General features: G+C 42.4%; 15 protein-coding genes. 8 read left to right on the forward strand and 7 right to left on the reverse strand.

Features of this window, described 5'->3' with window-relative positions; all coding sequences use genetic code 11:
- Nucleotides 1-17: 17 nt before the first annotated feature.
- Entirely contained in the window at nucleotides 18-7,472 is a 7,455-nt protein-coding gene (locus BMW98_RS04400) for a lamin tail domain-containing protein (protein ID WP_090257233.1), read from the reverse strand.
- A 79-nt stretch (nucleotides 7,473-7,551) separates the two neighbouring features.
- On the opposite strand from BMW98_RS04400, the gene BMW98_RS04405 reads away from it, so the two are divergent.
- Together BMW98_RS04405 and BMW98_RS04410 are read left to right on the forward strand one after the other, a co-directional pair.
- Nucleotides 7,552-8,544, forward strand: coding sequence for an aspartate-semialdehyde dehydrogenase (locus BMW98_RS04405; RefSeq protein ID WP_090257235.1), 993 nt, complete (start codon nucleotides 7,552-7,554; stop codon nucleotides 8,542-8,544).
- Nucleotides 8,541-9,719 (forward strand): THUMP-like domain-containing protein, encoded by a 1,179-nt coding sequence (locus BMW98_RS04410; RefSeq protein WP_245733480.1) that lies wholly within the window; start codon nucleotides 8,541-8,543, stop codon nucleotides 9,717-9,719. The genes BMW98_RS04405 and BMW98_RS04410 overlap by 4 nt, the downstream gene beginning before the upstream one ends.
- Before the next feature lie 224 nt (nucleotides 9,720-9,943).
- Here BMW98_RS04410 and BMW98_RS04415 read toward each other — a convergent pair whose 3' ends face one another.
- A complete protein-coding gene (locus BMW98_RS04415) occupies nucleotides 9,944-13,309 on the reverse strand; it encodes a T9SS type A sorting domain-containing protein (RefSeq protein WP_090257236.1) in 3,366 nt (1,121 codons plus the stop codon).
- A 155-nt stretch (nucleotides 13,310-13,464) separates the two neighbouring features.
- On the opposite strand from BMW98_RS04415, the gene BMW98_RS04420 reads away from it, so the two are divergent.
- Nucleotides 13,465-13,908, forward strand: a complete 444-nt coding sequence (locus tag BMW98_RS04420; RefSeq protein WP_139177416.1) for a DUF6438 domain-containing protein — start codon at nucleotides 13,465-13,467, stop codon at nucleotides 13,906-13,908.
- A gap of 82 nt (nucleotides 13,909-13,990) precedes the next feature.
- Here BMW98_RS04420 and infB read toward each other — a convergent pair whose 3' ends face one another.
- Genes infB through BMW98_RS04435 form a run of 3 tightly spaced genes read right to left on the reverse strand, consistent with a single transcriptional unit; the run spans nucleotide 13,991 to nucleotide 18,606 of the window.
- Nucleotides 13,991-16,843 (reverse strand): translation initiation factor IF-2, encoded by a 2,853-nt coding sequence (gene infB, locus BMW98_RS04425; protein ID WP_090257239.1) that lies wholly within the window; start codon nucleotides 16,841-16,843, stop codon nucleotides 13,991-13,993.
- A 33-nt stretch (nucleotides 16,844-16,876) separates the two neighbouring features.
- Nucleotides 16,877-18,121, reverse strand: coding sequence for a transcription termination factor NusA (gene nusA / locus BMW98_RS04430; RefSeq protein WP_090257241.1), 1,245 nt, complete (start codon nucleotides 18,119-18,121; stop codon nucleotides 16,877-16,879).
- Between the two features lie 5 nt (nucleotides 18,122-18,126).
- Complete coding sequence (locus BMW98_RS04435) at nucleotides 18,127-18,606, reverse strand: ribosome maturation factor RimP (protein ID WP_090257243.1); 480 nt, start codon at nucleotides 18,604-18,606, stop codon at nucleotides 18,127-18,129.
- 157 nt (nucleotides 18,607-18,763) lie between these two features.
- On the opposite strand from BMW98_RS04435, the gene BMW98_RS04440 reads away from it, so the two are divergent.
- The gene (locus BMW98_RS04440) at nucleotides 18,764-19,756 is read left to right on the forward strand and encodes a DUF4910 domain-containing protein (protein WP_245733482.1); all 993 of its coding nucleotides are present in this window, start codon (nucleotides 18,764-18,766) and stop codon (nucleotides 19,754-19,756) included.
- A 2-nt stretch (nucleotides 19,757-19,758) separates the two neighbouring features.
- Here BMW98_RS04440 and rfbA read toward each other — a convergent pair whose 3' ends face one another.
- Nucleotides 19,759-20,619 carry a glucose-1-phosphate thymidylyltransferase RfbA gene (gene rfbA, locus BMW98_RS04445; RefSeq protein WP_090257247.1) on the reverse strand — a complete coding sequence of 287 codons (861 nt, stop codon included), beginning with the start codon at nucleotides 20,617-20,619 and terminating at the stop codon, nucleotides 19,759-19,761.
- Nucleotides 20,619-21,662, reverse strand: coding sequence for a dTDP-glucose 4,6-dehydratase (gene rfbB, locus BMW98_RS04450; protein ID WP_090257249.1), 1,044 nt, complete (start codon nucleotides 21,660-21,662; stop codon nucleotides 20,619-20,621). Before rfbB ends, rfbA begins: the two co-directional genes overlap by 1 nt.
- A 168-nt stretch (nucleotides 21,663-21,830) precedes the next feature.
- Here rfbB and BMW98_RS04455 point away from each other — a divergent pair, with 168 nt between their 5' ends.
- The 4 genes from BMW98_RS04455 (at nucleotide 21,831) to hpf (ending at nucleotide 24,502) form a co-directional block, all read left to right on the forward strand.
- The gene (locus BMW98_RS04455) at nucleotides 21,831-22,973 is read left to right on the forward strand and encodes an acyl-CoA dehydrogenase (RefSeq protein ID WP_090257251.1); all 1,143 of its coding nucleotides are present in this window, start codon (nucleotides 21,831-21,833) and stop codon (nucleotides 22,971-22,973) included.
- An 80-nt stretch (nucleotides 22,974-23,053) separates the two neighbouring features.
- A complete protein-coding gene (gene rpsU / locus BMW98_RS04460; RefSeq protein ID WP_090257253.1) occupies nucleotides 23,054-23,248 on the forward strand; it encodes a 30S ribosomal protein S21 in 195 nt (64 codons plus the stop codon).
- 62 nt (nucleotides 23,249-23,310) lie between these two features.
- The gene (locus BMW98_RS04465; RefSeq protein WP_090257255.1) at nucleotides 23,311-24,180 is read left to right on the forward strand and encodes a tyrosine-type recombinase/integrase; all 870 of its coding nucleotides are present in this window, start codon (nucleotides 23,311-23,313) and stop codon (nucleotides 24,178-24,180) included.
- Nucleotides 24,181-24,205: 25 nt separating this feature from the next.
- The gene (gene hpf / locus BMW98_RS04470; protein ID WP_090257256.1) at nucleotides 24,206-24,502 is read left to right on the forward strand and encodes a ribosome hibernation-promoting factor, HPF/YfiA family; all 297 of its coding nucleotides are present in this window, start codon (nucleotides 24,206-24,208) and stop codon (nucleotides 24,500-24,502) included.
- Nucleotides 24,503-24,519: the final 17 nt, after the last annotated feature.

The following is a 24,519-nucleotide window of genomic DNA, read 5'->3' on the forward strand; positions in this document are numbered from 1 at the left end:
TAGAGCCTGTTTTTTGTCTAAAATCGGCTACCGATAGCAACCTTTTCCTTTAAATAGTCAACTTTTCCATCGGCTGATATAACTTCTGTTAGGACCAAATAATAGCCTACTCTGGCCTTTCCGCCTTGCTCAGTGGTGCCATCCCATGTAAAGAATGGCTGGTTACCAACCAGCTTATTTTGAGCTATTCGCTTTATGAGGTTGCCGTTGGCATCGTAAATGGAAACATTCAACATATTGCCTTGGCTTTTGAAGTTGTAATTAATGGTTGTAAAGTTGGCCACACCGGCTAATTCGGGGGCAAAAGTTGGCGGGTCTAATGCAACTGTAGCCACTGCTTGATTGGTGCCTCTAGATTGCGAATTTACGTAGCCAGGTGTAGCATAGTCCACCCCTGAAGAGGCTGAGTACCAGTTGTTCGGATCGTTGCTTTCTCCACTAAACCTGATCCTTTCCAATGAAACTCCTTCGTTATCGTCTAACAATGGCGAATGATATGATTCGTCATAATCGAAACGGTCAATTTCCTCCGTGTTGGCATTGAGCAAAATGGCCGCACCATTATCATCGGCCATGGTTGGCATGCTGCTAATTTCAATTATGTTGCTGCGAACCGTGCCACTATATTCCGATGCCAGTACATCCGCATCGTTGGTTACTACAAAGTATTGTGCTGGTGCTAGAATGTAGTCTTCAGTAACAATAGTTTTGGTATTGCCTTTCCCCGCAATTTTCCAGCCTTTTAAGTTGATGTATTTGTTGGATTGATTGTAGCACTCTACAAATCTTGCACCGCCACTATTGGGGTTGAAAAGTACTTCATTAACAACAATGTCTAATGGGCTTGCCTCGCTGGCTACTACAATTTCATCGCTGTTATTTGTTGCTGATATTAGGTTTCCGGTGCAGTCTGTGAGGTTTTGCACAGCAATTTGGTAAACCGTGCTGGCCTGTAAATCGCTTGCCGTTGTAAGCTGAATCGACTTGTGGTCTTCATTTAGCTGATAGGCAATAAAGCTTAAGCCTTGGTTGGCGGAGAAATCGGTTAAATCAATGCTGCTCTCACCAAGTTTTTCATTAAAAGTTAACAGAATGGTGCTTTCGTCTACTGATACTGCCTGTACTAATTCGGGTCCGGCATTATCCGGATTATTGCCATAAACAGCATTTTGTGTGCTTGGTGTACCACCATTGGTGCTTTCGGTAGCTGTCCAATTGCCTTCTTCCACGCATGGGTAGTTCAAGTCAATCATTTCTAGTGAGTAACCACCTGCACTTTTCGACTGGCTTCTGTACCAACTTTGCGCGTAGGTAAGCGTGAATATTTCGTCTCCCGATTTGTTGTAAAGGGAAAGTTTGTCACTGTCATTATTCAAATTGGGCCAAGTCAGCAGTGTCATCACATCTCCATAAGCTTCAAAACTACTGGCGTTGGCACTTGGGGTGAGGATCAGATACTCGCCTGGCTTAATGGTACTATTGGCCAAATAACTGGCGCTTACTTTGTCGGCAAGCACAACTCCATTTAGCGAAAGTATTTTGTTCGATGCATTGTAAATTTCTACATACTCCGCTTCTGGCAGTCCGGCAGATGGCGTAGGGTTGGCCATTATTTCTGTAATCAGCAAGTCGAAGAGTTGTGGTTCATCGCCCGAGGCAAAGCGGAAGGTTTCGGTGGCCATACTAATACCAGCGCAATCTTCGACTCCAGATATGCTGATTGTGAACTCAGTACCATCTGTAAATGGGGAGGTTAAGCTAACCGTAATTGCTTGGCCAAAATCGTCAACCCAATTTACCTCGCTCACTGTTAGGCCTCCTGATGCATCGAAGTTAGCCGGAATTAAGGTGGCTAAATTCATCGACTCGCTAAAAGTAAAGGCAAAATTCGATTGATCAATAACTTCAAATGAAGTAACGGTCGGTGCGGTAACATCTGGGCTATCATCGAAAATACTGTTTTGTGAGCCAGGCGTACCGCCCAATGCAGCAGAGGAGGCACCCCAGTTCCCTTGATCGAAACAAGCCGGGGCTAGGTTAACCATTTCCATGCTGTAGCCGCCATCTTCTTTGCTCTCGTCTCGATAGTAAGTTTTGTCATAGTCTACACTGAAAATGGTCGTTCCATCGGCCCTTTCTAAACTTACTTCATCATCAATGGTGTAGTTAGGGAAGGAGCTAATGCCAATGGTTGTTCCGTAAGCGGCCATTTCGGTGCTACCTGTCGTGCTTGTGAGTATTACATAGGTTTGTGGCGCTACGTCATAACTCCCAATGCTTGCGGCTGCTTTGTCATCCTTCAAGAATAGATCTTCTGTAGAAAGAATTTTATTTGAGTTGTTAAAAATCTCGATGTACTCTCTTTCCGGCAGGCCATTACTAGGTGCCGGGGTTGCCATTATTTCGGTAATTAAAAAGTCTTCTACCTGAGGTGTTGCTCCTTTTGAAAAGCTTGCGGTGGTGGTCAGTGCGTTCCCGCTGCAGTCAGTAATTCCGCTAATGGTAAGTGTATGGTTTAGGCCGGTTTCAAAAGCAGAGGAGAGTGTTAAGGTTACATCTGTTCCGAAGGTTTCATTAACCGTTACAGAGGCTACGGTACTTGTTCCTGTAAGCGAAAAATTGCCAGAAATGAGTGTGGAAATGTCCATAGACTCATTAAAAGTAAGTTGAAGTGCGGTAGTGGACAAAACGGTTAAGCTTTCGAGCGTAGGGGCTATATTGTCTGCGGAGTTATCGAAAACGGAGTTTTGAGTGCCTGGTGTTCCCCCATCTGGATGCGTTGAGGCCGCGTAATTGCTCACATCGAAGCACGGTTTTTCAGGATTAATCAATTCTACGGTAAAGCCACCATCAGCTTTTTCTTCGTCATTATAATAGCTCGTATTGTAAGCGATTGAATCAACAACATTGAGATCTCTATCGAGCAGTAGAATGGTTTCTCCAGCATTGTTAAGCGAGGGGAAGTTAGCAAGGCCGACTGCATTGCCATAAGCTTGAAAGAGTGAGCCGGCAGTGGTACCCGATACGATTAAAAACTCTCCAGTATTCAGTGTAACATTGCCAAAATGCGCGGTGTCATTTTTATCGGTAAGATAGAATTCGCGCAAGTTGATGTTTGACGCACTACGGTTGTAGAGCTCTACAAACTCGTAGTTCGGAATAGCAGATTTGAAGTCGTTATCGAAGTAGATTTCATTAATTACAATGTCTCTAAAGTTTGGCTTAACAGGAGCCGTAAACGTAAAGTCGAAGGTGTTCGCTGTCATTGCCTTTCCTTGGCTATCTTCTACTCTTTCGGAGCTAAGCTGGTAAACCGTTGCATCGCTCAAGGCGTTGGCAAAAGTTAAAAGTACCGATTTTCCATCTGCTTGCAGATAGGCTGCAGTAGGTTGGCCAATAGCATTATTCAGCGAGTAGTGATTGAGTGTTTGGGCGGTAGTGCGTTTCAGCGTTTCGTTAAAAACTACTTCAATCTGGTTGGTGTAATATGAGTTAACAGCCAGTATCACTGGAGCAGTTACATCATAATCTAGCGTAGTTCTAGAGCCAGGAATAACACCTCCGAAAATGGTCTTTTGGTTAAAAACGGAAAGGGTATATGTGGAAGATTCCTGAAAGTCCTGCGCAAACAGCAATGTAACTTGGCTACTGTCGTTGGTGCTTCTCACGGCCGAAATTGGGTTGCCAATGCCATTGTTTAGGCTGAAGTTAGTGAGTGCTTCGGCTGCGTTTTCATCTACATTTGTACTAAAATTGAGTACTAAAGTGTGCTCGTTTAAAATATTCACATCGTCCAGTTGCGAATCGTACGTGAAATCATGATGAGTTGGAGGCATTAAATTCCCATCCAGATCTTCAAGTCTGTCCACTACCATTCTGTAGCTAATCTCTGGCTTTAATGGTATGGTTAAATACAATCTGACAATTGAAGGGTCACTAGAGTCGTGCTCTAGGGAGAATGTGCCAATGCCTTTATCAAACCCGTAGTTTTCCACTTCTTCTGCAGAAGCTTGGGTAAGCGGCTTGGTAAATTGCACCTGAATGCTGGTGTCGGTTAGTATGGTAAAAGTGCCAAAGTTCGGGGTAAGTGTAGAAAAGGAGGCCGAAAGCGTGGTTGCCAAATCGTTGGTGAATAAATCGGCAATGTTGCTAATGGTAAGTGTGTTTTCGGCATAGTTGCCGAGGTCAGCAAACGTAAGTGTAACTACATTGGTAAACTCTTCGGAACGTAAGGCTTGAGTTGGGTTGCCAAGGCCGTTACTCACAGAATAGTTAGCCGGATTTTCAGCAATTGATTTAGCCACCTCTTCGGAAAATTCAACCCTTAAAGTATTGGGCGAGGTAAGTTTGATACTGTTAAGCCTTGGCGCCAGCCTATCGTAGGTAAAATTATATCCTCGATTGGTCGAAATGGCATTCCCAGACAAATCAGCAATGCTTGTGTAGGTAATACGGTTTTCAACCTCTTGCTCAAAGTTAGTGGCAAAATCTAGCACAACGGATTTTTGTCCAGGTTGAAGTGTGGCCGTACTTGGGTTACCGTGTCCATTGTTTACTGTGTAATGGTTAATGCTTTCGGCCGATGTAAGTCCCAGTGGCTCATCAAAGAAGAGCTCAATACTATTCTCATCAATTACTATAATGGTGTCCAAATCAGGATCGTCCGTGTCATAAATAAACTCGGTATTTAGTAGCTGTAAGTAGCTCAAAGAGGCATCTTGAATGCCCTCGAAGGCAATTATCAGTTCGTCATTTTCAGGAAATGAAGTGCCAAAAACAAGGTGAACCAATTTGTCATTTCCTGCATCTAAAGTGGCCGTTGCTGGCGAGCCGATGCTTTCATCTACTTGATATGCGAACAGGTTTTCTGCGTTTGCTTCATTCACCGCTGCTTCAAAATAGACATCCAAAAGCTGTTCTGAGATTACAATCACCGTATCGATTTGATTAATGAAGGAGAAGCTTTCATTGCTTGTAGAAACCGTGTTGCCAAGCGTGTCGGTAAGCTGCTGATAGGTCAGGGTATAATTACTACCAATACTCAGCGGATTGTCCAGTGTTAGGTGTACTCTATTGGCTTGTGAATCGTTGAGTTTTGCAGTTTTTGGGCTACCAATACCTGCGTTAATGGAGAAGTTAGCCTCAGTTTCGGCAATGGTTTTGGCCAAGGCTTCATCAAATATTAAATCTAGTGTTACAGAGTCTTTTAGCACAAAGCGCTCAAAAACTGGCGCTTCATTATCGAACAGAAAGTCTATTGTGGTGGTCTCTGCTGCATTGCCCGCACAGTCTGTTTGTCCGCTAATATTCAGGGTGTAAATGGTGCCTGAAACCATTGGTACTACCAATGCCAGTGTAACCGAACGAAGACTAGGGCTGTTAGGGCTAGTGCTATTTACGTTGGCTCCGTTGTTCAACGTGTAAGTACCGTTGCCGAGACTCGCGGCATCCATAATCTCATCAAAGGTCACCACAATTTCTTGTGGTGTACTGATGGTAACGGACACCAAATTTGGCCCTTCAGTGTCTGGGGTGATGTCGTAAATACTGTTTTGCAATCCAGGCGTTCCACCGTTGGCACTGGTTGAAGCAGACCAATTGTTAATGTCGCTACAGGCCAGTGCTGGATTGATTTGTTCCAAAGTCCAGCCGCCATCTGCCTTAGATTCGTCCCCATACCATTCCGTATTATAGGTCAGGCTGTCTACCAAATTACCAAGGTTATCTGTTAATAACAGTTGTTCTCCTCCATTCGTCAAACTGTTCCAAGATGACACAGCCACCGCATCTCCAAAACCTTGATATGTGGCTAAATTACTCGTAGAGGTCAATATTACATAGCTATCCGCACCTAATACAAAGTTTCCGATTGTGCCTCCAGAAAGAGAAAATCCTGTAATATCAATGGCCTCATCGGTAGTATTATACAGCTCAACAAATTCTTCGCTAGACCCCGTTGGTAAAACAGCCGGCACTGGTGCGTTGTCACCCGTTGGATCGGCAAACAGCTCGTTAATCACTATCTGTCTGGAGAAAGTGGCCGTTTCATAGTCAACCTCGGTTGTAAGATTTGCTGCGGTTGTATTACCTGCAAGATTCTTCACATTGTTTACAGATACTGTGTAGATGTTATTCACCATGGCATTGGCTATGGTAAGCGTTACTTTGGAGGCATCACTACCATCGAGCATAACGCTGGTTGGGCTGCCACGGCCAAAATCTATGGTGTAATTCGAAGCTGTTTCGGCACTGGTGTTGTCTAAGTCTTGGTTGAAAACAAGTACTATTTCCGTGGCTGAAACTGCCAAGGCTGAATTAATGGCTAAAGGCAAATAGCTAAAGTCTTCTGTAAGGTTTGCGGTATTCGCAAGTGTCGATTCGTCCGTTACACCATTTACCGTAAGCTCAAATGTGTTCTCCGTAAAACCTGTTGAAAAGGTGAGCATTACTTTGTTGTTTTCTGTGGCATTCAATGTGGCGCTGCTTGGGTTGCCAATGGCGTTGTCAACTGTATAGTTGCTTAGGGTCTCAGCAGATGTTTCATCCAAATCGAGGTTAAAAGTGACTTCTAGACTGCTTTTAGATAGTACCGAAAGGTTGGAAATGCTTAGAGCTTCTATGTAAGAAAAAGTGCCTTGAAGATTGTTTGCAGGAGTGTTAGAGGCTAGGTCTTCTACATTGTTTACCGTTAACTCATAGTTGTTGTTCGGCATGTTAGTGGTGGTCAATGTCACTTGTTTCGATGCTGATAGACTTGCGCTGCTTACGGAAATACCATTATTGAGGGTGTAGTTTGCGGCATTCTCAGCGGTTGCTTGGCTTACATCTTGGTTAAAGGTTACAACAACTTCCGTAGCAGCAGTAGCGCTCACCCCGCTAATCGCCAATGGTAAAATCTGTTCTTCAATACTCAAATCGTCAATCACCAATTCGGCAGCCGAACCAGATCCACTACCTCGGCTGGCTGTAATTCTAATCACCGTATTTGACTCACCTGAAGCCGAAACTGGCAGTTCGTATTCATATTCGGTATAGCTCGTTAGGTTATCGTTGGGAAAAGTGCTGTCATCACCAATCTGAACATCGTCTAAAAATGTGTTTCCACCATCAATGGACGTGGAAAAGGACAGTAAAACTGGCCGAGTAGAAGTGCCGCTACCATTTTGCTTAGAGTAAGCGTAGAAATTAATCTTAGGGTTATTCACCCCAGAAAAATTTGCCGAAATGTCAATTTGGCCACTAAAGGATGAAATTGGGGTTATATTAAGAGAACTTCCTTCGTTTCGGCCATCGCCACCTTGAAAGATTCTGTTGGTGGTGGCAACCTCGTTGCCGGTGTAATTAGGGATAAAAACTACGTCCGTGCCGACTATAAAAGCCTGCTCGAAATTTTGTGTGTGTGGGAAAGTGCTGACTTGGCTCAGCAATAAATTAGTCCACAGTAGAAAAACTACCGAAATTGTAAGCCTCATTTATGTGTACAGGTACTCGAAAATAGTAATTTTGCGCTGGAAATTGTGTTTTACACAAAACATTTAAATTATTAAGAAAATGAAACTAGCTGTAGTTGGCGCCACAGGACTAGTAGGAGGGGAAATCCTAGAGGTTCTGGAAGAAAGAAATGTTCCATTCGATGATTTGCTATTGGTCGCGTCTGAGCGATCTGCAGGCAAAAAAAAGGTATTCAAGAGTAAAGAATACACATTGATTACGTTGGAAGATGCAGTCAAACAGGCGCCTGACTTTGCTATTTTCTCAGCGGGAGGAAGCACCTCTTTGGAGTGGGCTCCTAAATTTGCGGAAGTAGGCACTACTGTGGTAGATAACTCTTCGGCATGGAGAATGAGTCCTGATCATAAATTGATTGTTCCTGAAATCAATGCTTCAGAGTTGACTGCTGAAGATAAAATTATTGCCAACCCAAATTGCTCTACCATACAGATGGTAGCAGCTTTGGAGCCGTTACGTGAGCGATATGGCATTAAGCGAATTGTGGTTTCTACCTATCAGTCGGTTACTGGTTCGGGTAAGGCCGCAGTTGACCAAATGATGAACGAGCGTGAGGGTAAAGCCGCAGACATGTGCTACCCACACAAAATCGATATGAACGTGTTACCTCACATTGATGTATTCCAAGAAAATGGATACACCAAAGAGGAGATGAAAATGATCAACGAGACTAAGAAAATCTTTAACGATCAGAGCATTGCGGTTACCGCTACGACAGTAAGAATCCCTACTATGGGGGGGCACTCAGAGTCGGTAAACGTGGAGTTTAAGGAAGATTTTGACTTAGCGGAAGTGAAAGCTTTGCTAGAGGCTACAGAGGGAATTATTGTGCAAGACGACCCTGCTAACAACGTTTATCCAATGCCTTTGACGGCACATAAAAAGGATGAGGTTTTTGTTGGTCGATTGAGAAGAGATGAGAGTCAAGCGAATACTTTGAACATGTGGATTGTGGCTGACAACCTAAGAAAAGGAGCTGCTACCAATGCCGTTCAAATTGTACAATATCTTCAAAAGCAATTAGAAAACGCTTGATTGATCAATTAGCTTCACCCGAGGTTCAGGCTTTTATTAGAGCACATTTGGCAGAAGACCCTGCCTCATTAATGCTCAAAAAAGATCAATACCCTGAGCTACCCATGCGAGCAGTGGTGGAGCAAATTGCAAGCAAGCAAAAAGCAAAACATAAATTACCCTCTTGGTATCAACAGGAGGGTATTTTGTTTCCCCCTGCGCTGTCTATGGAGCAGGCATCTTCTGAGCGGACCGCTACATACAAAGCTAGTTTAGTAAAAGGTAAGTCTATGGTTGACCTAACTGGTGGCTTTGGTATCGACTGCTACTTTCTGTCAAAGTCGTTTGAAAAAGGGGTATATGTAGAACGCCAAGAACAGCTAACACAAATTGCAGCACATAATTACAAAGTGCTAGGAGCCAATGTTGAAGTGGTTCATGCGCAGTCTGAGGACTATTTGGCAACATTAGGGCCGGTGGATTTGATCTATTTGGATCCGGCCAGAAGAGATGACCACAACAAGAAGGTGGTGTTGCTAAAAGATTATGCTCCGAATGTGTTGGAGCTAATGCCATTGCTTCAGCAAAAGTCAAAACAGGTTTTGCTAAAGGTTTCGTCTTTGCTCGATATTAAGCTCGCCATTGAGCAGCTCAGCCATGTGGCAGTGGTACATGTAGTAGCCGTTCAGAATGAAGTTAAGGAGTTACTGTTTTTATTGGATTATAGGGTGGAGAACGAACCTACCATCCACTGTGTGAATTTTTCCAAAACGGAAGCACAACATTACCAGTTTTCCCTTAATGGAGAGGAACTTCGGGAAGCCATCATAGGAGATTATTCAAACTTTCTGTACGAACCAAATGCGAGTATTTTAAAGGCTGGGGCCTTCAAAAGTATTGCAGAGAAGTTCGGGTTAAAAAAGTTGCATGCGAATACGCATCTCTATACTTCAGAAGTTCCGGTGGTCGATTTTCCGGGAAGAGTTTTTAAAGTGAAGTCGGAAATTTCTTTGAATAAGAAATACTTAAAAAAGACGATTCCTGATTTGAAAGCGAATATTACGGTGCGCAACTATCCTCAAAGCGTGGCGCAAATAAGAAAAAAGACAGGGCTGAAAGAGGGCGGTGCCAATTATGTGTTTGCCTTTACTGGGCTTAATGGCCCCACTGCTTTGCTGTGCGAAAAGCAATTCTAAGCGGTTAAATAAAACATCAAAAGTATCAGCCAAGGTACACCAAAGTATTTGAGCACGGTAAGTCTATTCTTGGCGCTCATCCACCACAGTACTCTCCATGGTTTGTAGAGACCAAGTAGCAGCAAAAATGTACTCAACGCCAATAAGAATTTTAGTGTAATCATATAAATAAAAACCCCGAGTGATAACTCGGGGTTAAAGTTACTTTCCAATGGTAACCAAAACTAGTCTTGCTTCAGTACTTTGTAAACTTTTGCTCTGCCTTTGTGAACAACTTTTAGCATAAATAGGCCTGAAGGAAGTGTTGATACATCGATGGAAGCTTTTTGGTCTTGATCCAACGTTAAGTTGTTTCCCTGAAGCTTCTCTTGCCCACTCATAGTCACAATACTATAGTCAATTGCAGTAGCACCTACATCGGCAATTTGAATGTTAAGGTTGCCGTTTTTAATTGGGTTAGGGTAAATGTTCGCTAGTTTAATCTCCCCATTATCTTCTAACGAAGTAATCACCTCCGTTTGAACCTCTAGATTGTCAATGGCCCAGCCCCAACCAGCTGCTGTACTTCTTCTATCAATTTTAAATCTTATGAGTATTTCATCACCAACGGCTATTTGAGGAGAATCGGTAAGTCGTACAATTCGATTCTTTAGCAAGGCGGCTTCCCCATTGTTACCCGCTTGATAAACCGGAAGCCAAAGGTTCGGTTCGTCACTTGTTTCATAGCTTTCAACTTCAAACCAAGTTTCACCACCATCCTTAGATGCTTCAAAAGCTGCATAATCGCTCGAAGAATCAATTAGTAGTACCTCATCATAAGAAACCAATGGTTTGGTTTCACTTACTATAATTGGTGTTTTAAGCATGTACGTGAACGCACTTCGACCATTTGACCCAAAAGCAAGCGGATAGGGGTGAGTGCTATGAATTGCTCCATCACTAAAGCCCGAAGGGGTTGCTATGCTAAAGAAGTTTCCGACAAAATCTTCCGTACTTGTGTTAAAGTCGTTGGAATACGTTGCTTGTGCATCGCTAAAGGCTATTATGGGTAGCTCTAAAAAGCTGTCTTCACCAGGAATGTAGCTAGCATTTGCTTCAGGTTCTTTAGTGTCAAAAGCTGCTAATCTATATCTAATTACATCACCTACTTGTAAAGAACTGATGTCGATCAATGCTCGATATTGGTTGCTTTCAGTGTTTGTCATTTGAATATTGGGTTGCTCCAAATCGTTTACAAACACTTTTAGCCCTACGCTGTCTACGTCAAAATTATCGGTTACCGTAGCACTAATTTCTAAGTTGTCTAGAGATGTTAAGTAGTTTAAGTGATTGTGAACAATTACAGGTGCTTCTAAGTCAAGTTGAACATTCAAGTTGTCGATTGCCCAGCCCCAGCCATGAGCGGCCTGATCTGCAAAAAGCCTGAACCTGATGAAGATCTCATCGCCTGCAGAAAAATTACCATTGCCAAGCATATCGATGCTTCTGCTTCTGTAAAGAGACTCATCGCCTACCGCAGTGGAATTATTATCTACATCTATGTTATTGTTGTATAGGGTAGACCAAGCAGTAATAGCTCTTGAATCATAGCCATCGGCCAATGGTAACCAAGTGCTACCACCATCTTTAGAACCTTCAACAATTACGTAGTCATAGTAACCACTATCTCCAAATTCAGAAGTAGCCTCGCCCGGCTCAACGAGTACGACCTCATCAAAGCTTATGATCGCTTCTCCATCGTTCAAAATTATAGGCGTTTTAAGCTCTATGGTATAATTGCTCTCATCATTGGCCCCGGTACCATCAGCATATGGGTGGTCTGAGTGTAGTGCACCGTTAGAAAAACCTGACTCTTCTTTAACAGTGAAATTGGCACTATTAAAAAACTCATCTGCAGCAGCAGTTATATCATTAAAGTCAGTAAAAAAGAATGATGCAGGGTCGGGAGTTGATACTACATTCAGTTCTGTAAAACCTGTCTCTGGGTTAGTAGCAGTATTCTGATTGTTAGACTCATCGGTAGCGGTTATTTTGTAACTAAATGTGCTACCCTCCTGTAAGTTGAAGTTTGATAAATCTATTTGTGTGGAAAATAGATTTGCATCTGCATCAGAAAGGATGAAGTCTGCAGTTTGAGATGGTTCGCTATTCACAAAATACTCAAGGCTAACTTCTACTGGTAAAAAGTCTGTAACTGTTGCTTCTAGTTTTAGCTGCGTGTCAGTAGTTCTAATAAAGTTTGGAGCAACATGGGTAATTACCGGTGCCTCTGTGTCGCTGCCTGTACTGAATGAATAATACCGGTCGGCCAAAAGTAAACTTGGAGAATTGAATATACGCTCCTTAATGTCTTCTACTTTAAAGAAATAAGTGTACACTTGACCTTCAGTCTTTGTTGAGTTGATTTCTGCAGTAAACTCATTACCGTTGCCTGTTGCTGTCATTTGTACAACAGTTGTGTCATTAGCAAAAGCATCGGTGCTATAGTATAGCTGAACGCCTTCTGGATTATATCCTACATCACTTACAACCTCTGCAGTAATGGTATAAGTATCTGCTTGAGAATTTTCAGTATTAGGGCGTGTTATGTTGTCAATATATGTGGTTTCCCAGCCCATATCCCCGAACATATTAAGTGTAATTGGCCCTGGGTCGTGAATAACCTCATTTGCGCCAATCTGTGGGGTCATTAGAGAGTTTGCAGAGCCAGAAGGGTAGGTGCCTTCGTTTAAGTGGGCTATACTGGAGCCTCCGCTCCAAGTGGCTGGGGCATATAGTTTAGGACGTACACCATCATTGGCAACTGCTGTCAGGGAATTGAAAAACACGCTGTTGCTGGTAAGGGCAGTTCCAAGATCAGCTGGCTCATTAACAAGCTCTACCAACGGTTGGCCCTGTGCATTTTCTACGCTTAAGTCATATATAAAAGGAAAGTCATTTATGCCAAAAGAGCCTTCCTCAGAATCCTCTGAGTAATCGAAACTATCTACAAAGCCCAAACCATGGCCAAGTTCGTGGAGCACTACCGAAACTAAGTCGTATTGATCTAAGGCTGGGTTTCCATCGGTGCCCAAATACCAGTTGGCTCCTTTGTTAAAATTGGCAACAATGTCGGCTTCATCTGTTCCGTTTAGGTCCACGCCAGCCATTTTTTCAGCTAGGGCTACTGGGTACCAAACATCTAATTCTTTAGCTCCATCAAAGTTTCTGTAGGCAGTGTTCCAAATTGCTGACCCTAAAGTTCCTTCATCTAATTGCGACCAAGTAGCATTTACTCTAATTACTACATCAGAAGATATTAGCTGTGACCAGATGTCGATTGCCTTTTGAAAAGCCTCTTGGGCCTCTTCGCTAAAGCCGTTATAGGTTACTTCAATAGTAGCGCCACCAGCTTGTTCTGCCGTTGTGCTGAATTCAGCGTATTTAGAAATGCTTGGCTTATGTTCAAAGCGCCCAAAATATCTGGTTCCAGGGCTTTCTTCAGAAGCATAGCAGATAATTTTAACCTCTTTGTCCAGCCTTTCCATTTTTTGTGAAAATGAAGGTGTACAGAAGGCAGCAAGGATAATTAGCAGTAGTAGTTTTTTCATAACACTGGTCTTCTCTTAACTAAGTGAATGTTTGACTTTTTGGAGCAAATGACGAGCAAAATCGTTCATTTTAACAGAAATTCATATACAAGCTAAGTCAAATGCTTAAATAAAGAGCATATTTTGCATAAGTTAACAAGCAAATGAATTTCGATATGAAAAAAGCTTCAATCATTCTTATGGTTTTGTTTTTTGGGTGCAAGGCGGCTCAGGTTAACACTGAGGATGCACGCGTTGTTTACATGAAAAAGACACCTTGCATGGGTACTTGCCCTAACTATGACATCTCTATATTTTCTAATGGTAATGTAGTGTTAAATGCCAGAGAGCATGTAGGAATGGAGGGTACTTTCAACGCTAAGCTAACAGATGATCAGTTTGCTTCATTAATGGAGGCGTTTGAGTCGAATGATTTTTTTAGTTATAGGGATTCTTACAAATCGAACAAGACAGATTTACCTACAACTACTATTTCTTTTAAACAGGATGGTGAAGAGAAAACCATAGTTGATTACGATGGTGCACCACAAAGTCTGAAAGATTTAGAACAAAAGGTTGATGACCTTTTAGAATTACTAGACTGGAAACCAGTCAAATAGTAATAACTAGCGAAGGTATTGGGTATAAAAAAACCTGATGTTGTTTCCAGCATCAGGTTTTTTATTTATGTTTTTACGAAGCTTACAGTGTTCGTTTTACTTCTTGAATTTCGAATCCTTCGATGATATCACCCACCTTAATGTCGTTGAAGTTCTTAATACTCAAACCACATTCGTAGCCCGACTTCACTTCATTTACATCATCTTTGAAACGCTTCAATTGGCCAATGTCGCCCGTGTAGGTAACAATACCATCGCGAATCAAACGAATTTGGTTCTGACGTTTCACGAAACCATCCGTAACGAAACACCCGGCAACGGTACCCACTTTAGAGATTTTGAAGGTTTCGCGAACCTCAATGTTACCTGTGATAACTTCTTTCTCTGTAGGCTCGAGTAGACCTTCCATCGCATCTTTGATCTCGTTGATCGCATCGTAGATGATAGAGTATAGTCTGATTTCGATTTCTTCGTTTTCGGCAATTCTTCTGGCACCACCTGAAGGACGTACCTGGAAACCGATGATAATGGCATCAGAGGCACTAGCAAGTAATACATCAGACTCAGAAATCTGACCTACACCTTTGTGTATAATGTTTACCTGAACCTCTTCAGTAGAAAGTTTCAATAGTGAATCACTCAAGGCCTCGATAGAACCGTCCACGTCACCTTTTACAATAACGTTAAGCTCCTTAAAGTTACCCACGGCCAATCGTCTACCAATCTCGTCAAGGGTAATGTGCTTCTTAGTACGAACGCTTTGTTCACGAAGAATTTGCTCACGTTTGTTAGCAATTTCACGTGCTTCACGCTCCGATTCCATTACATTAAAGCGGTCACCAGCTTGCGGAGCACCATCTAAACCAAGCATTTGCACTGGTGTTGAAGGGCCAACCTCTTGCAGGCGATTACCTCTATGGTCAAACATGGCTTTTACCTTACCATAGTGAGGTCCGGCTAGTACCACATCTCCAATCTTCATTTTACCAGACTGAACCATTAGCGTAGCCAAGTATCCACGACCTTTGTCTAGTGATGCTTCTACTACTGTACCCAAACCTTTTTTATCGGCATTGGCTTTTAATTCAAGTAGTTCGGCTTCTAGCAATACTTTTTCAAGTAGCTCGTCAATACCTTGTCCTGTTTTGGCAGATACTTCCTGGCACTGGTATTTACCACCCCAGTCTTCTACCAAAATGTTAAGGTTGGCCAGTTCTTCGCGGATTTTATCTGCGTTGGCAGCTGGCTTATCTATTTTGTTAATAGCAATTACGATTGGCACTTCGGCCACTTGGGCGTGGTTAATGGCCTCTTTTGTTTGAGGCATCACGTTATCGTCTGCTGCTACTACAATAATGGCAACGTCAGTAATTTTAGCACCACGAGCACGCATGGCCGTAAAGGCTTCGTGACCCGGTGTATCTAGGAATGCAATACGCTTACCATCTTTGGTCTCTACATCGTAGGCACCAATGTGCTGGGTAATACCACCGGCCTCACCTGCAGTTACGTTCGCATCGCGAATGTAATCTAGTAGGGATGTTTTACCGTGGTCAACGTGACCCATAATGGTAACGATAGGTGCTCTATCGGTAAGATCGTCTGGATTGTCTTCTTCTTCAATTACCTCGGTTTCTTCTTCGGTAGAAGTGAAGCTTACATCGTAGCCAAATTCATCGGCAATAATGGTGATTGCTTCGGCATCCAAACGCTGGTTAATAGAAACGAACATACCAAGCGACATACAAGCCGAGATAACTTCGTTTACAGAAACGTTCATTAGAGAGGCCAAATCGCTGGCAGAGATAAACTCTGTTACCTTAAGAATTTTGCTTTCCTGTTGCTCCTTAAGCATTTGCTCTTCGGCAGCTTCAGCAGCAGCACTTCTCTTCTCTTTTCTGTATTTAGAACGGTTTTTACCTCCGCCTTTGCCACCGCCACTAAGGCGAGCAAGCGTTTCTTTAATTTGTTCCTGAATTTCCTTATCGGTCAATTCTTCTTTAGGAACACGTTTTTTATCGTTGCGATTGCCACCGCCACGTCTGTTGTCGCCACCAAATTTGTTTCCGCCTCCGGCACGTTCAACGCGCGCTTTCTGAATGCGCTTACGCGGACGTTTCTTCTTGTCATCGGTATTTCCGCCTTGCTTCTTATCCTCTGGCTTTTTCTTGGCCGGAGCTTTAGGCAATTCAATTTTACCAAGCACTTTAAGTCCTCTTAAAGAGTCGGCTTTGGCTTCGATAACTTTGTTTGAAGATGGGTCAATAGCTGGTTTCTCCTCTTTTTTGGCAGCAGGTTTTTCTTCCTGCTTTTTAGGAGCTTCCTTTTTAACCTCTTTGGCTGGAGCAGGAGCAGGTTTCTTTTTAGGTGCTAGGTCAATTTTGCCTAGTACTTTAAGACCGCTCTTTGGCTCTTCTTTCTTTTCTTCCTGCTTTTTAGGAGCCTCTTCTTTCTTAGGTGCTTCAGGTGCTGGTTTTTCAGCAACTGGCTCTTCCTTTTTAGGCGCTGGTTTAGGTTCGGCTGGTTTTTCTTCTACCGGCTTTGGTTCCTCTTTTTTAGGCGCTGGCTTTTCGGCTTCTGGTTGTTGCTTTGGCTCTTCTTTTTTAGGAGCCTCCGGAGCAGGTTCCGGCTTTGGTTCCTCCTTGGCAGGAGGAGTTTCAGGACTTTTAGTAGGTTCAGTAGAAACTCCGCTAGAGTCAATTACCTGATCTTCTACGTGTTTGGTCCCAATTGTTAGATGAGAAGCTTCCTCTTTTTCAGAGGCTGAAGCAGCGAACTCCTTGGCAAGCATGGAGTACTGATCGCCAGAAATTTTGGCGTTCGGACTACTGTCTACTTCATGGCCTTTGTTAGCCAAAAAATCAACGATGGTATTTCTACCAACATTCAATTTCCTGGCCACCTGGCTCAATCTCATCGTTTTTTCTTCAGACATGCTCAAATATCCCTGTTTTTTTCTTAATACGTATTACTTTTCGAACTCTTGCTGTAGAATACTGAATAGGTGTTTTACAGTTTCTTCCTCAAGTTCGGTTCTACGAACAATATCTTCTGGGTTCAAACTCAATACACTCTTTGCAGTATCCAAACCGATTCGTTTCAACTCATCGATAATCCAGTCATCGATTTCGTCTACGAATTCATCAAGATCTACATCCTCTTCCTCAAACTCAGAAAGTTCTCTGAAGACGTCTATTTCCAACCCTACTAGTTTGGAAGCAAGCTTAATGTTTTGACCTCCCTTACCAATGGCAAGCGACACTTGGTCTGGCTTTAGGTACACAGCTACGCGGCCGTCTTCATTCAAAATCTTCATGCTTGTGATTTTGGCTGGGCTTAGCGCACGGGCAATGTAAAGCTCCATGTTATCGGTAAAGTTGATCACATCAATGTTCTCATTCTGCAACTCGCGAACAATGCTGTGAATACGTGAACCTTTCATACCTACACATGCTCCTACCGGATCGATACGGTCATCGTAAGATTCTACCGCCACTTTGGCTCTTTCTCCTGGCTCACGAACTACTTTCTTAATGGTGATTAAACCATCGTAAACTTCAGGTACTTCGCTTTCGAATAGTCTTTCAAGGAATTCTCCAGAAGTTCTTGAAAGAATAATCTTAGGGTTACCATTTACCATTTCTACACGATCCACAATAGCGCGAACTGACTCGCCTTTTCTGAATCGGTCTTTTGAAATTTGCTCGTATTTTGGCAGAGAAAGCTCGTTGCCTTCTCCATCTACTAAAAGTACTTCTCTACCTAGTACTTGGTAAACTTCTGCGTTGATGATTTCACCAACCAAGTCTTTGTACTTTTGGTAAAGAATGTCTTTTTCTAAGTCTTTAATTCTTTGAATAAGTGTTTGGCGCGCAGTCATTACGGCACGTCTACCGAAGTCAATCAGTTTAATTTCCTCTGCAACTTCTTCTCCTATTTCGAAATCAGGCTCAATTTTTCTGGCATCAGAAAGGCTGATTTTGTCGTAGTCCCAAATATCTTCTGAGTTATCGTCAACAATTTCACGGAACCTCCAGATTTCGAGGTCACCTTTGTCTGCGTTTATAACGATATCGAAGTTATCATCTACTTCAAATTTTCTTCTGATCATGGTTCTGAAAACATCTTCCAGAATTCTGATCATGGTAGGTCTATCGACATTTTTATGCTTTGCAAACTCTGCAAATGATTCTATTAAAACTGCACTGTCCATTTTGTTTACTTAAATGACACTAACACATTCGCTTTTTCTATGCTGCCAAAGGGAATCTTTACGGTTTCGCCTTCGGTACTTTTTTTCTTGTTCTTCTTAGAGGCTTCTTCTTTTATAATGGTCAACTCATCGTTTTCCATGGCTGTAAATTTACCTCTAATTTCACCTCCATCTTTCAGGAGTATCCTCAAGCTTCTGCCAACATTTTTGGCAAACTGCCTCTTCATGCTTAGTGGATGATCGAGCCCAGGAGAAGAGACCTCCAAAATGTAAGCATCTTCTATGATCTCGTTCTCTTCAATATCGTTGCCAAGGGCTCTGCTTAATTCAGCACAATCGTCAATGTTAACACCCTCATCGGCATCTAACAAAACCAGAACTTTTGTACGACCCGCAGTACCTTTCGAGATCACATCTACAATAAAATAGCTGTCATCTTTTAAGTATTTCTCTGCCGTCTCCTTAATCTTTTCTGTCAAACCCATCGTAGAGATAAAGAAAGAGGGGACTTATGGTGTCCCCTCTGGTTAATCATCGTAAGCGCTACAAAATTAGCGCTTTTTTATTTCTTATCAAATATTTATGTATTAGTCCCTGTTTTTAGTTAAAAGGCTCTTTAATTTAGGCTTAGAATTTATGCGCATGAATTTCAAAAACACTTTTTTTCTCCTCGCATTGGTTGTTTTAGTAAGTGCCTGTGGGGGCGGCAGCTCTAACAAAGAAACTGTTAATACCCAGCCTTTGAAAGCAGCTCCACAATCTAGTGCAGACTCTCTATATGCTTTTGTTGAAAAGCAGATCGCTTTTGGCCCAAGGGTGCCTAATACTGATGCCCATACGCAAGCTGCTGATTGGTTTGTGAATAAGTTTGAGTCTTATGGAGCCAATGTAATGGTTCAGGAGTTTGAAGACAATGTTTACGATGGTACTAAGGTTAACCTGAAGAATGTGATTGCTTCGTTTTATCCTGAGAAAAAGAAGAGAATATTATTGGCAGCGCACTGGGATACCAGACCATTTGCTGACAAAGACAGCGAGAATAAGCAAGCTCCAATAGATGGTGCTAATGATGGAGGCAGCGGGGTTGCAGTGTTGTTGGAGATTGCGCGTGTGTTGAGCACTAATAATGCACCAAACGTAGGGGTAGATATTATCTTATTTGATGGTGAAGATTGGGGTGAGCACCAAGATATGGGTCAGGTTGATTTGCCAGCAGGTAAAGAGAGCTGGTGGTGTTTGGGCTCTCAGTATTGGAGCAAAAACAAGCACAAAGCAGGTTACACGGCATACTATGGAATTTTACTCGATATGGTAGGGGCAAGTGATGCTACGTTTTACTATGACTCGGTTTCTCAACAGAATGCTGGTAGAGTGATGTCGAAGGTTTGGAATACCGCCCATAGACTGGGGTATCAAAACTTTTTCAAGAAGTCCTTAGGAGCTACTGGTCTTATGGATGACCATGTTTTTGTAAACAAGTACGCCAAGATACCAATGATTGATATCTTGGATTATCGCCCAGATAATTTCTTTGGTGATTACCACCATACACAGGCCGATAACATGGATGTGATTAGTAAAGAGACTTTAAAGGCGGTAACACAAGTTGTGCTTACCACCTTATATAATGAGTAGATTTACTCTACAAGTCTTTTAAGATATGTGCCATAGCCAGACTTCTCCAGAGGTTTGGCTATTTCTTTTAATTGTGCTTTGTCAATAAAGCCCATGGTGTAAGCAATCTCTTCAATACAAGATATTTTGATGCCTTGCCTTTCCTCTAAGATTTGCACGAACTGCCCAGCCTGCATCAATGACTTAATGGTTCCGGTATCTAGCCAAGCCGTACCGCGGTCCATCGTGCTTACTTTCAGTTTGCCTCTTTCAAGGTACACTTTATTTACATCAGTAATCTCCAGCTCACCTCTAGGACTTGGTTTTAAGTTCTTGGCTATTTCTACCACATCGTTGTCGTAAAAGTATAGCCCTGGCACAGCCCAATTAGATTTTGGGTTGGCTGGCTTTTCTTCGATAGAAAGTGCGTTCATGTTTTCATCAAAATCCACCACACCGTAGCGTTCCGGATCGTGAACACGGTAAGCATAAACAATACCGCCATCGGGGTCAATGTTCGACCTAAGCAATTTTGGTAAACCAGAGCCGTAGAAGATGTTGTCTCCTAGAATCAAGGCTACTTTATCGTTGCCTATAAATTCTTCGCCAATAATAAATGCCTGAGCTAATCCTTCTGGTTCGGGCTGTTCGGCATAGCTAAATTTACAGCCAATGCGAGAGCCATCGCCCAAAAGCTTTTCGAACAAAGGCAAATCGTGCGGGGTAGAAATAATGAGAATGTCTTTGATGCCCGCTAACATTAAAATGGAAAGCGGATAATAAATCATCGGCTTGTCATACACTGGCATAAGCTGTTTGCTTATGGCAATGGTTAATGGATGAAGCCTAGTTCCCGATCCTCCTGCTAGTATTATGCCTTTCATTATTGATATTGATTTTGGTAATAGTCTTGGTAATTTCCTGAGGTAACATTTTGCAGCCACTCTTCATTGGCTAGGTACCAATCTACAGTTTTTTCCAAACCTTCTTCAAACTGAAGTGAAGGCTCCCAACCAAGTTCATCTTTAATTCTTGTGGCATCAATGGCGTAGCGCATATCATGGCCGGCACGGTCTTTCACAAAGGTGATGAGCTTTTGAGACTCGCCTTCAGTACGGCCAAGCTTTCTGTCCATAATGTCGCATAGCAGGCGTACGATGTCAATGTTTTTCCACTCGTTAAAACCACCAATATTGTATGTCTCACCTAGCACACCATTGTGGTAAACCACATCAATAGCACGCGCATGATCGATTACATATAGCCAATCGCGAATGTTCTCGCCTTTGCCATAAATAGGCAGCGGCTTGTTATGCTTTATATTATTGATGCACAATGGCAATAATTTCTCTGGGAACTGATTTGGGCCGTAGTTATTAGAGCAGTTTGTAATAACCACTGGCAACTTATAAGTGTTGGCGTATGCCCGAACGAAATGATCAGAACTAGCTTTTGAAGCAGAATATGGGGACTGAGGATCGTAACTGGTAGTTTCTAAGAAGAAGCCAGTTTCGCCCAAAGAGCCATAAACCTCATCGGTAGAAACATGATAAAAGCGCTTGCTTTCGAAGGATGTCCAAGAGGCTTTGGCTGCATTCAGTAAGTTTACGGTGCCAATCACATTGGTGTTTACAAATGCCAATGGATCAGAGATTGAGCGGTCAACATGCGACTCGGCAGCTAAGTGAATCACCCCGTCAAACTGATGCTGGGCAAACAGCTCGTTCAAAAAAGCAGCATCGGTAATGTCGCCTTTTACAAAGGTATAGTTAGGCTTGTCTTCAATGTCTTTTAGGTTTTCCAGGTTGCCGGCATAGGTAAGGGCATCAAGGTTGAAAATCTGATAGTCAGCATATTTGTTGACCATCAACCGTACCACATGGCTACCTATAAAACCTGCTCCTCCGGTAATCAAAAGCTTTTTCATGCTAAGTAATTTTCTCAAATCTAATAAGCTCAGTGGTCATTCATATTATGCTTCGGTGAAATGTTGTGAATGGGCGATGAAAGCACCCGATTTGTCGCTGAACATATTTGCCTAACAATCGTTTGTTAGGTTGTTCGATTTACTTATCTTCTCGCAAACTATTTAGAAATGGAAATTGGAATGAATGAGAACCAAAGCATGATCGCCCAAATGATCAGAGACTTTGGTGAAAAGGAAATTACTCCTTTTAGAAATGCTTGGGATGATGAACAGAAATTTCCCATTGAAGTATTTAAGAAATTCGGAGCGTTAGGTTTAATGGGCGTGTTGGTGCCAGCTGAGTATGGAGGCTCTGGCTTTGGTTATCATGAGTACATTACGGCTATAAGCGAAGTGGCCAAGCTCGATCCGGGAATAGGTCTTTCACTTGCTGCGCATAATTCATTGTGTACGGGGCATATTCTTCAGTTTGGTAGTGAAGAGCAAAAGCAGAAATGGCTGCCTAAGTTGGCTACTGCCGAATGGATTGGTGCGTGGGGTTTAACAGAGCCAAACACGGGCTCCGATGCCGGTAATATGAAAACCGTTGCCAAGCAAGATGGCGATTCGTGGGTGTTGAATGGGGCAAAAAACTGGATTACCCACGGTAAATCTGGCGATATTGCAGTGGTAATTGCCAGAACTGGAGAAGTAGGCGACTCACATGGAATGACGGCCTTTGTGGTGGAAAGAGGTACGCCAGGATTCAAAGCAGGTAAAAAAGAGGATAAGCTAGGCATGCGTACTTCTGAAACTGCCGAAATGATTTTTGAAGACTGTCGAATTCCGGCTGAAAATATTTTGGGCAAAGTAGGTGAAGGCTTTATTCAATCTATGAAAGTGCTGGATGGCGGTAGAATTTCCATTGCTGCTTTGAGTTTAGGAATTGCCGAGGGGGCTTTCGAGGCTGCTTTAGCTTATTCGCAAGAAAGACACCAGTTCAATCAGCCAATTTTTAACTTTCAGGGTATTTCTTTTAAGCTGGCTGATATGGCCACACAGCTAGAAGCGGCCAAACTATTAACGCATCGCGCTGCAGAGTTAAAGAATAACGGCCAAAAAGTAACCCGCGAATCAGCAATGGCTAAGTACCATGCATCGGAGTGTGCCGTGCATTGTGCTACTGAGGCCGTTCAGATTTTCGGTGGTTATGGTTACACCAAGGATTACCCCGTAGAAAAATTCTATCGCGACTCTAAACTGTGTACGATAGGCGAGGGTACATCTGAAATTCAGAAACTTGTGATTGCAAGGGAGCTATTAAAGCACTAAAAAGATTTTAGCATAACTTTCACTAAATCAATATTTAATACTTACCTTTGCCCTCCGAATTGAAAGGAGGTGTTTCACGAATGATTATCATTAACGTAAAAGAAAACGAATCGATTGATAAAGCGCTAAAGCGTTTTAAGAAGAAATTCGAAAGAACTGGTGTTCTAAGAGAGCTTAGATCTAGACAGCACTTTGAAAAACCTTCTATTTCTAGAAGAACTGAAAAGATTAAAGCGGCATACAAGCAAAAAATGTACGCTAAGGAAAACTACTAAGGTATTCCGAATCTCTTTATAAATTACTATGTTAGTACTGTGTTGATTGACGCAGTGCTAGCATGGTAAATTCCTTCCTTAAATATATTGCTTACGAAAAGAGGTACTCCCAGCATACCGTACAGTCATACGAAAACGACCTCAAGCAATTTCAAGCATTTACTTCTGAAAAATTTTCAACCACTTCGTTAGAAGAGGCTACTCAACTTATGATCCGTTCGTGGGTGTTGAGCCTGATGGATTCTGGCATGAACCCGAGATCGGTGAATCGTAAGTTGGCTACGCTTAGGAGTTTTTATAAATTCTTAATTAAGCGCGAAGCCATAAGCAAGAATCCTACTGATAAGGTAAAGGCACTAAAGACGCAAAAAGAGTTGCCTGGCTTTGCCGATGAGAACGAGTTTAGTATTTGGTTGGACAATGTTGAATTTGACAATCCGCAAGACCAAATTATTATAGAGCTCCTTTATGGTACTGGTATTCGTCTGTCTGAATTGCTACAATTAAAGGTAAGTGACTTTGCACAAGGCGATTGCAGTATTAAAGTGCTTGGAAAGCGAAACAAGGAAAGAATAATTCCACTTTCCAGACCATTAGCCGCACTGATAAAAAGTTACATACATGACAAAAGTCATGGGCAATTTTCCAATCCTAATGGATATTTAATCGTTAATAAAGACGGAGGGCAAGCATATCCGATGTTAGTTTACAGAGTAGTGAAAAAGTATTTAAATCAAGTTCCTTCTCTCGATAAAAAGAGCCCTCATGCGCTGCGCCATTCTTTTGCAACGCACCTTTTAAACAAAGGTGCCGATCTCAATGCAGTAAAAGACTTGTTGGGGCATAGTAGTTTGGCAGCAACGCAAGTTTATACACATAATTCTTTGGAGCGACTGAAATCGGCTTTCGATCAGGCGCATCCAAAGGCATAAGTTTAACCCTTTAAATTTTAACAACATGAAAGTACAAGTTCAATCAGTTCACTTCGATGCAGATGCTAAGTTGATCGATTTTATTCAAAAGAAACTGGATAAGCTAGATACCTTTTATGATAGGACCATTGATGCAGAAGTAATTTTAAGACTGAACAATGAAGGGATTCAAAATAAAACTGTGGAAATAAAACTGAACGTTCCGGGTGAGCAGTTGTTTGCACACAAAACCAACGGATCGTTTGAAGCAGCTACCGACCACTGTACTGAGGCGCTGCGAAGACAGATAAAGAAGCACAAGGAGAAAGTCCTTGCTCATTAAAACGAAAAAACCCGAAT

The organism is Roseivirga pacifica (genome assembly GCF_900111145.1).
Lineage (GTDB): Bacteria > Bacteroidota > Bacteroidia > Cytophagales > Cyclobacteriaceae > Roseivirga > Roseivirga pacifica.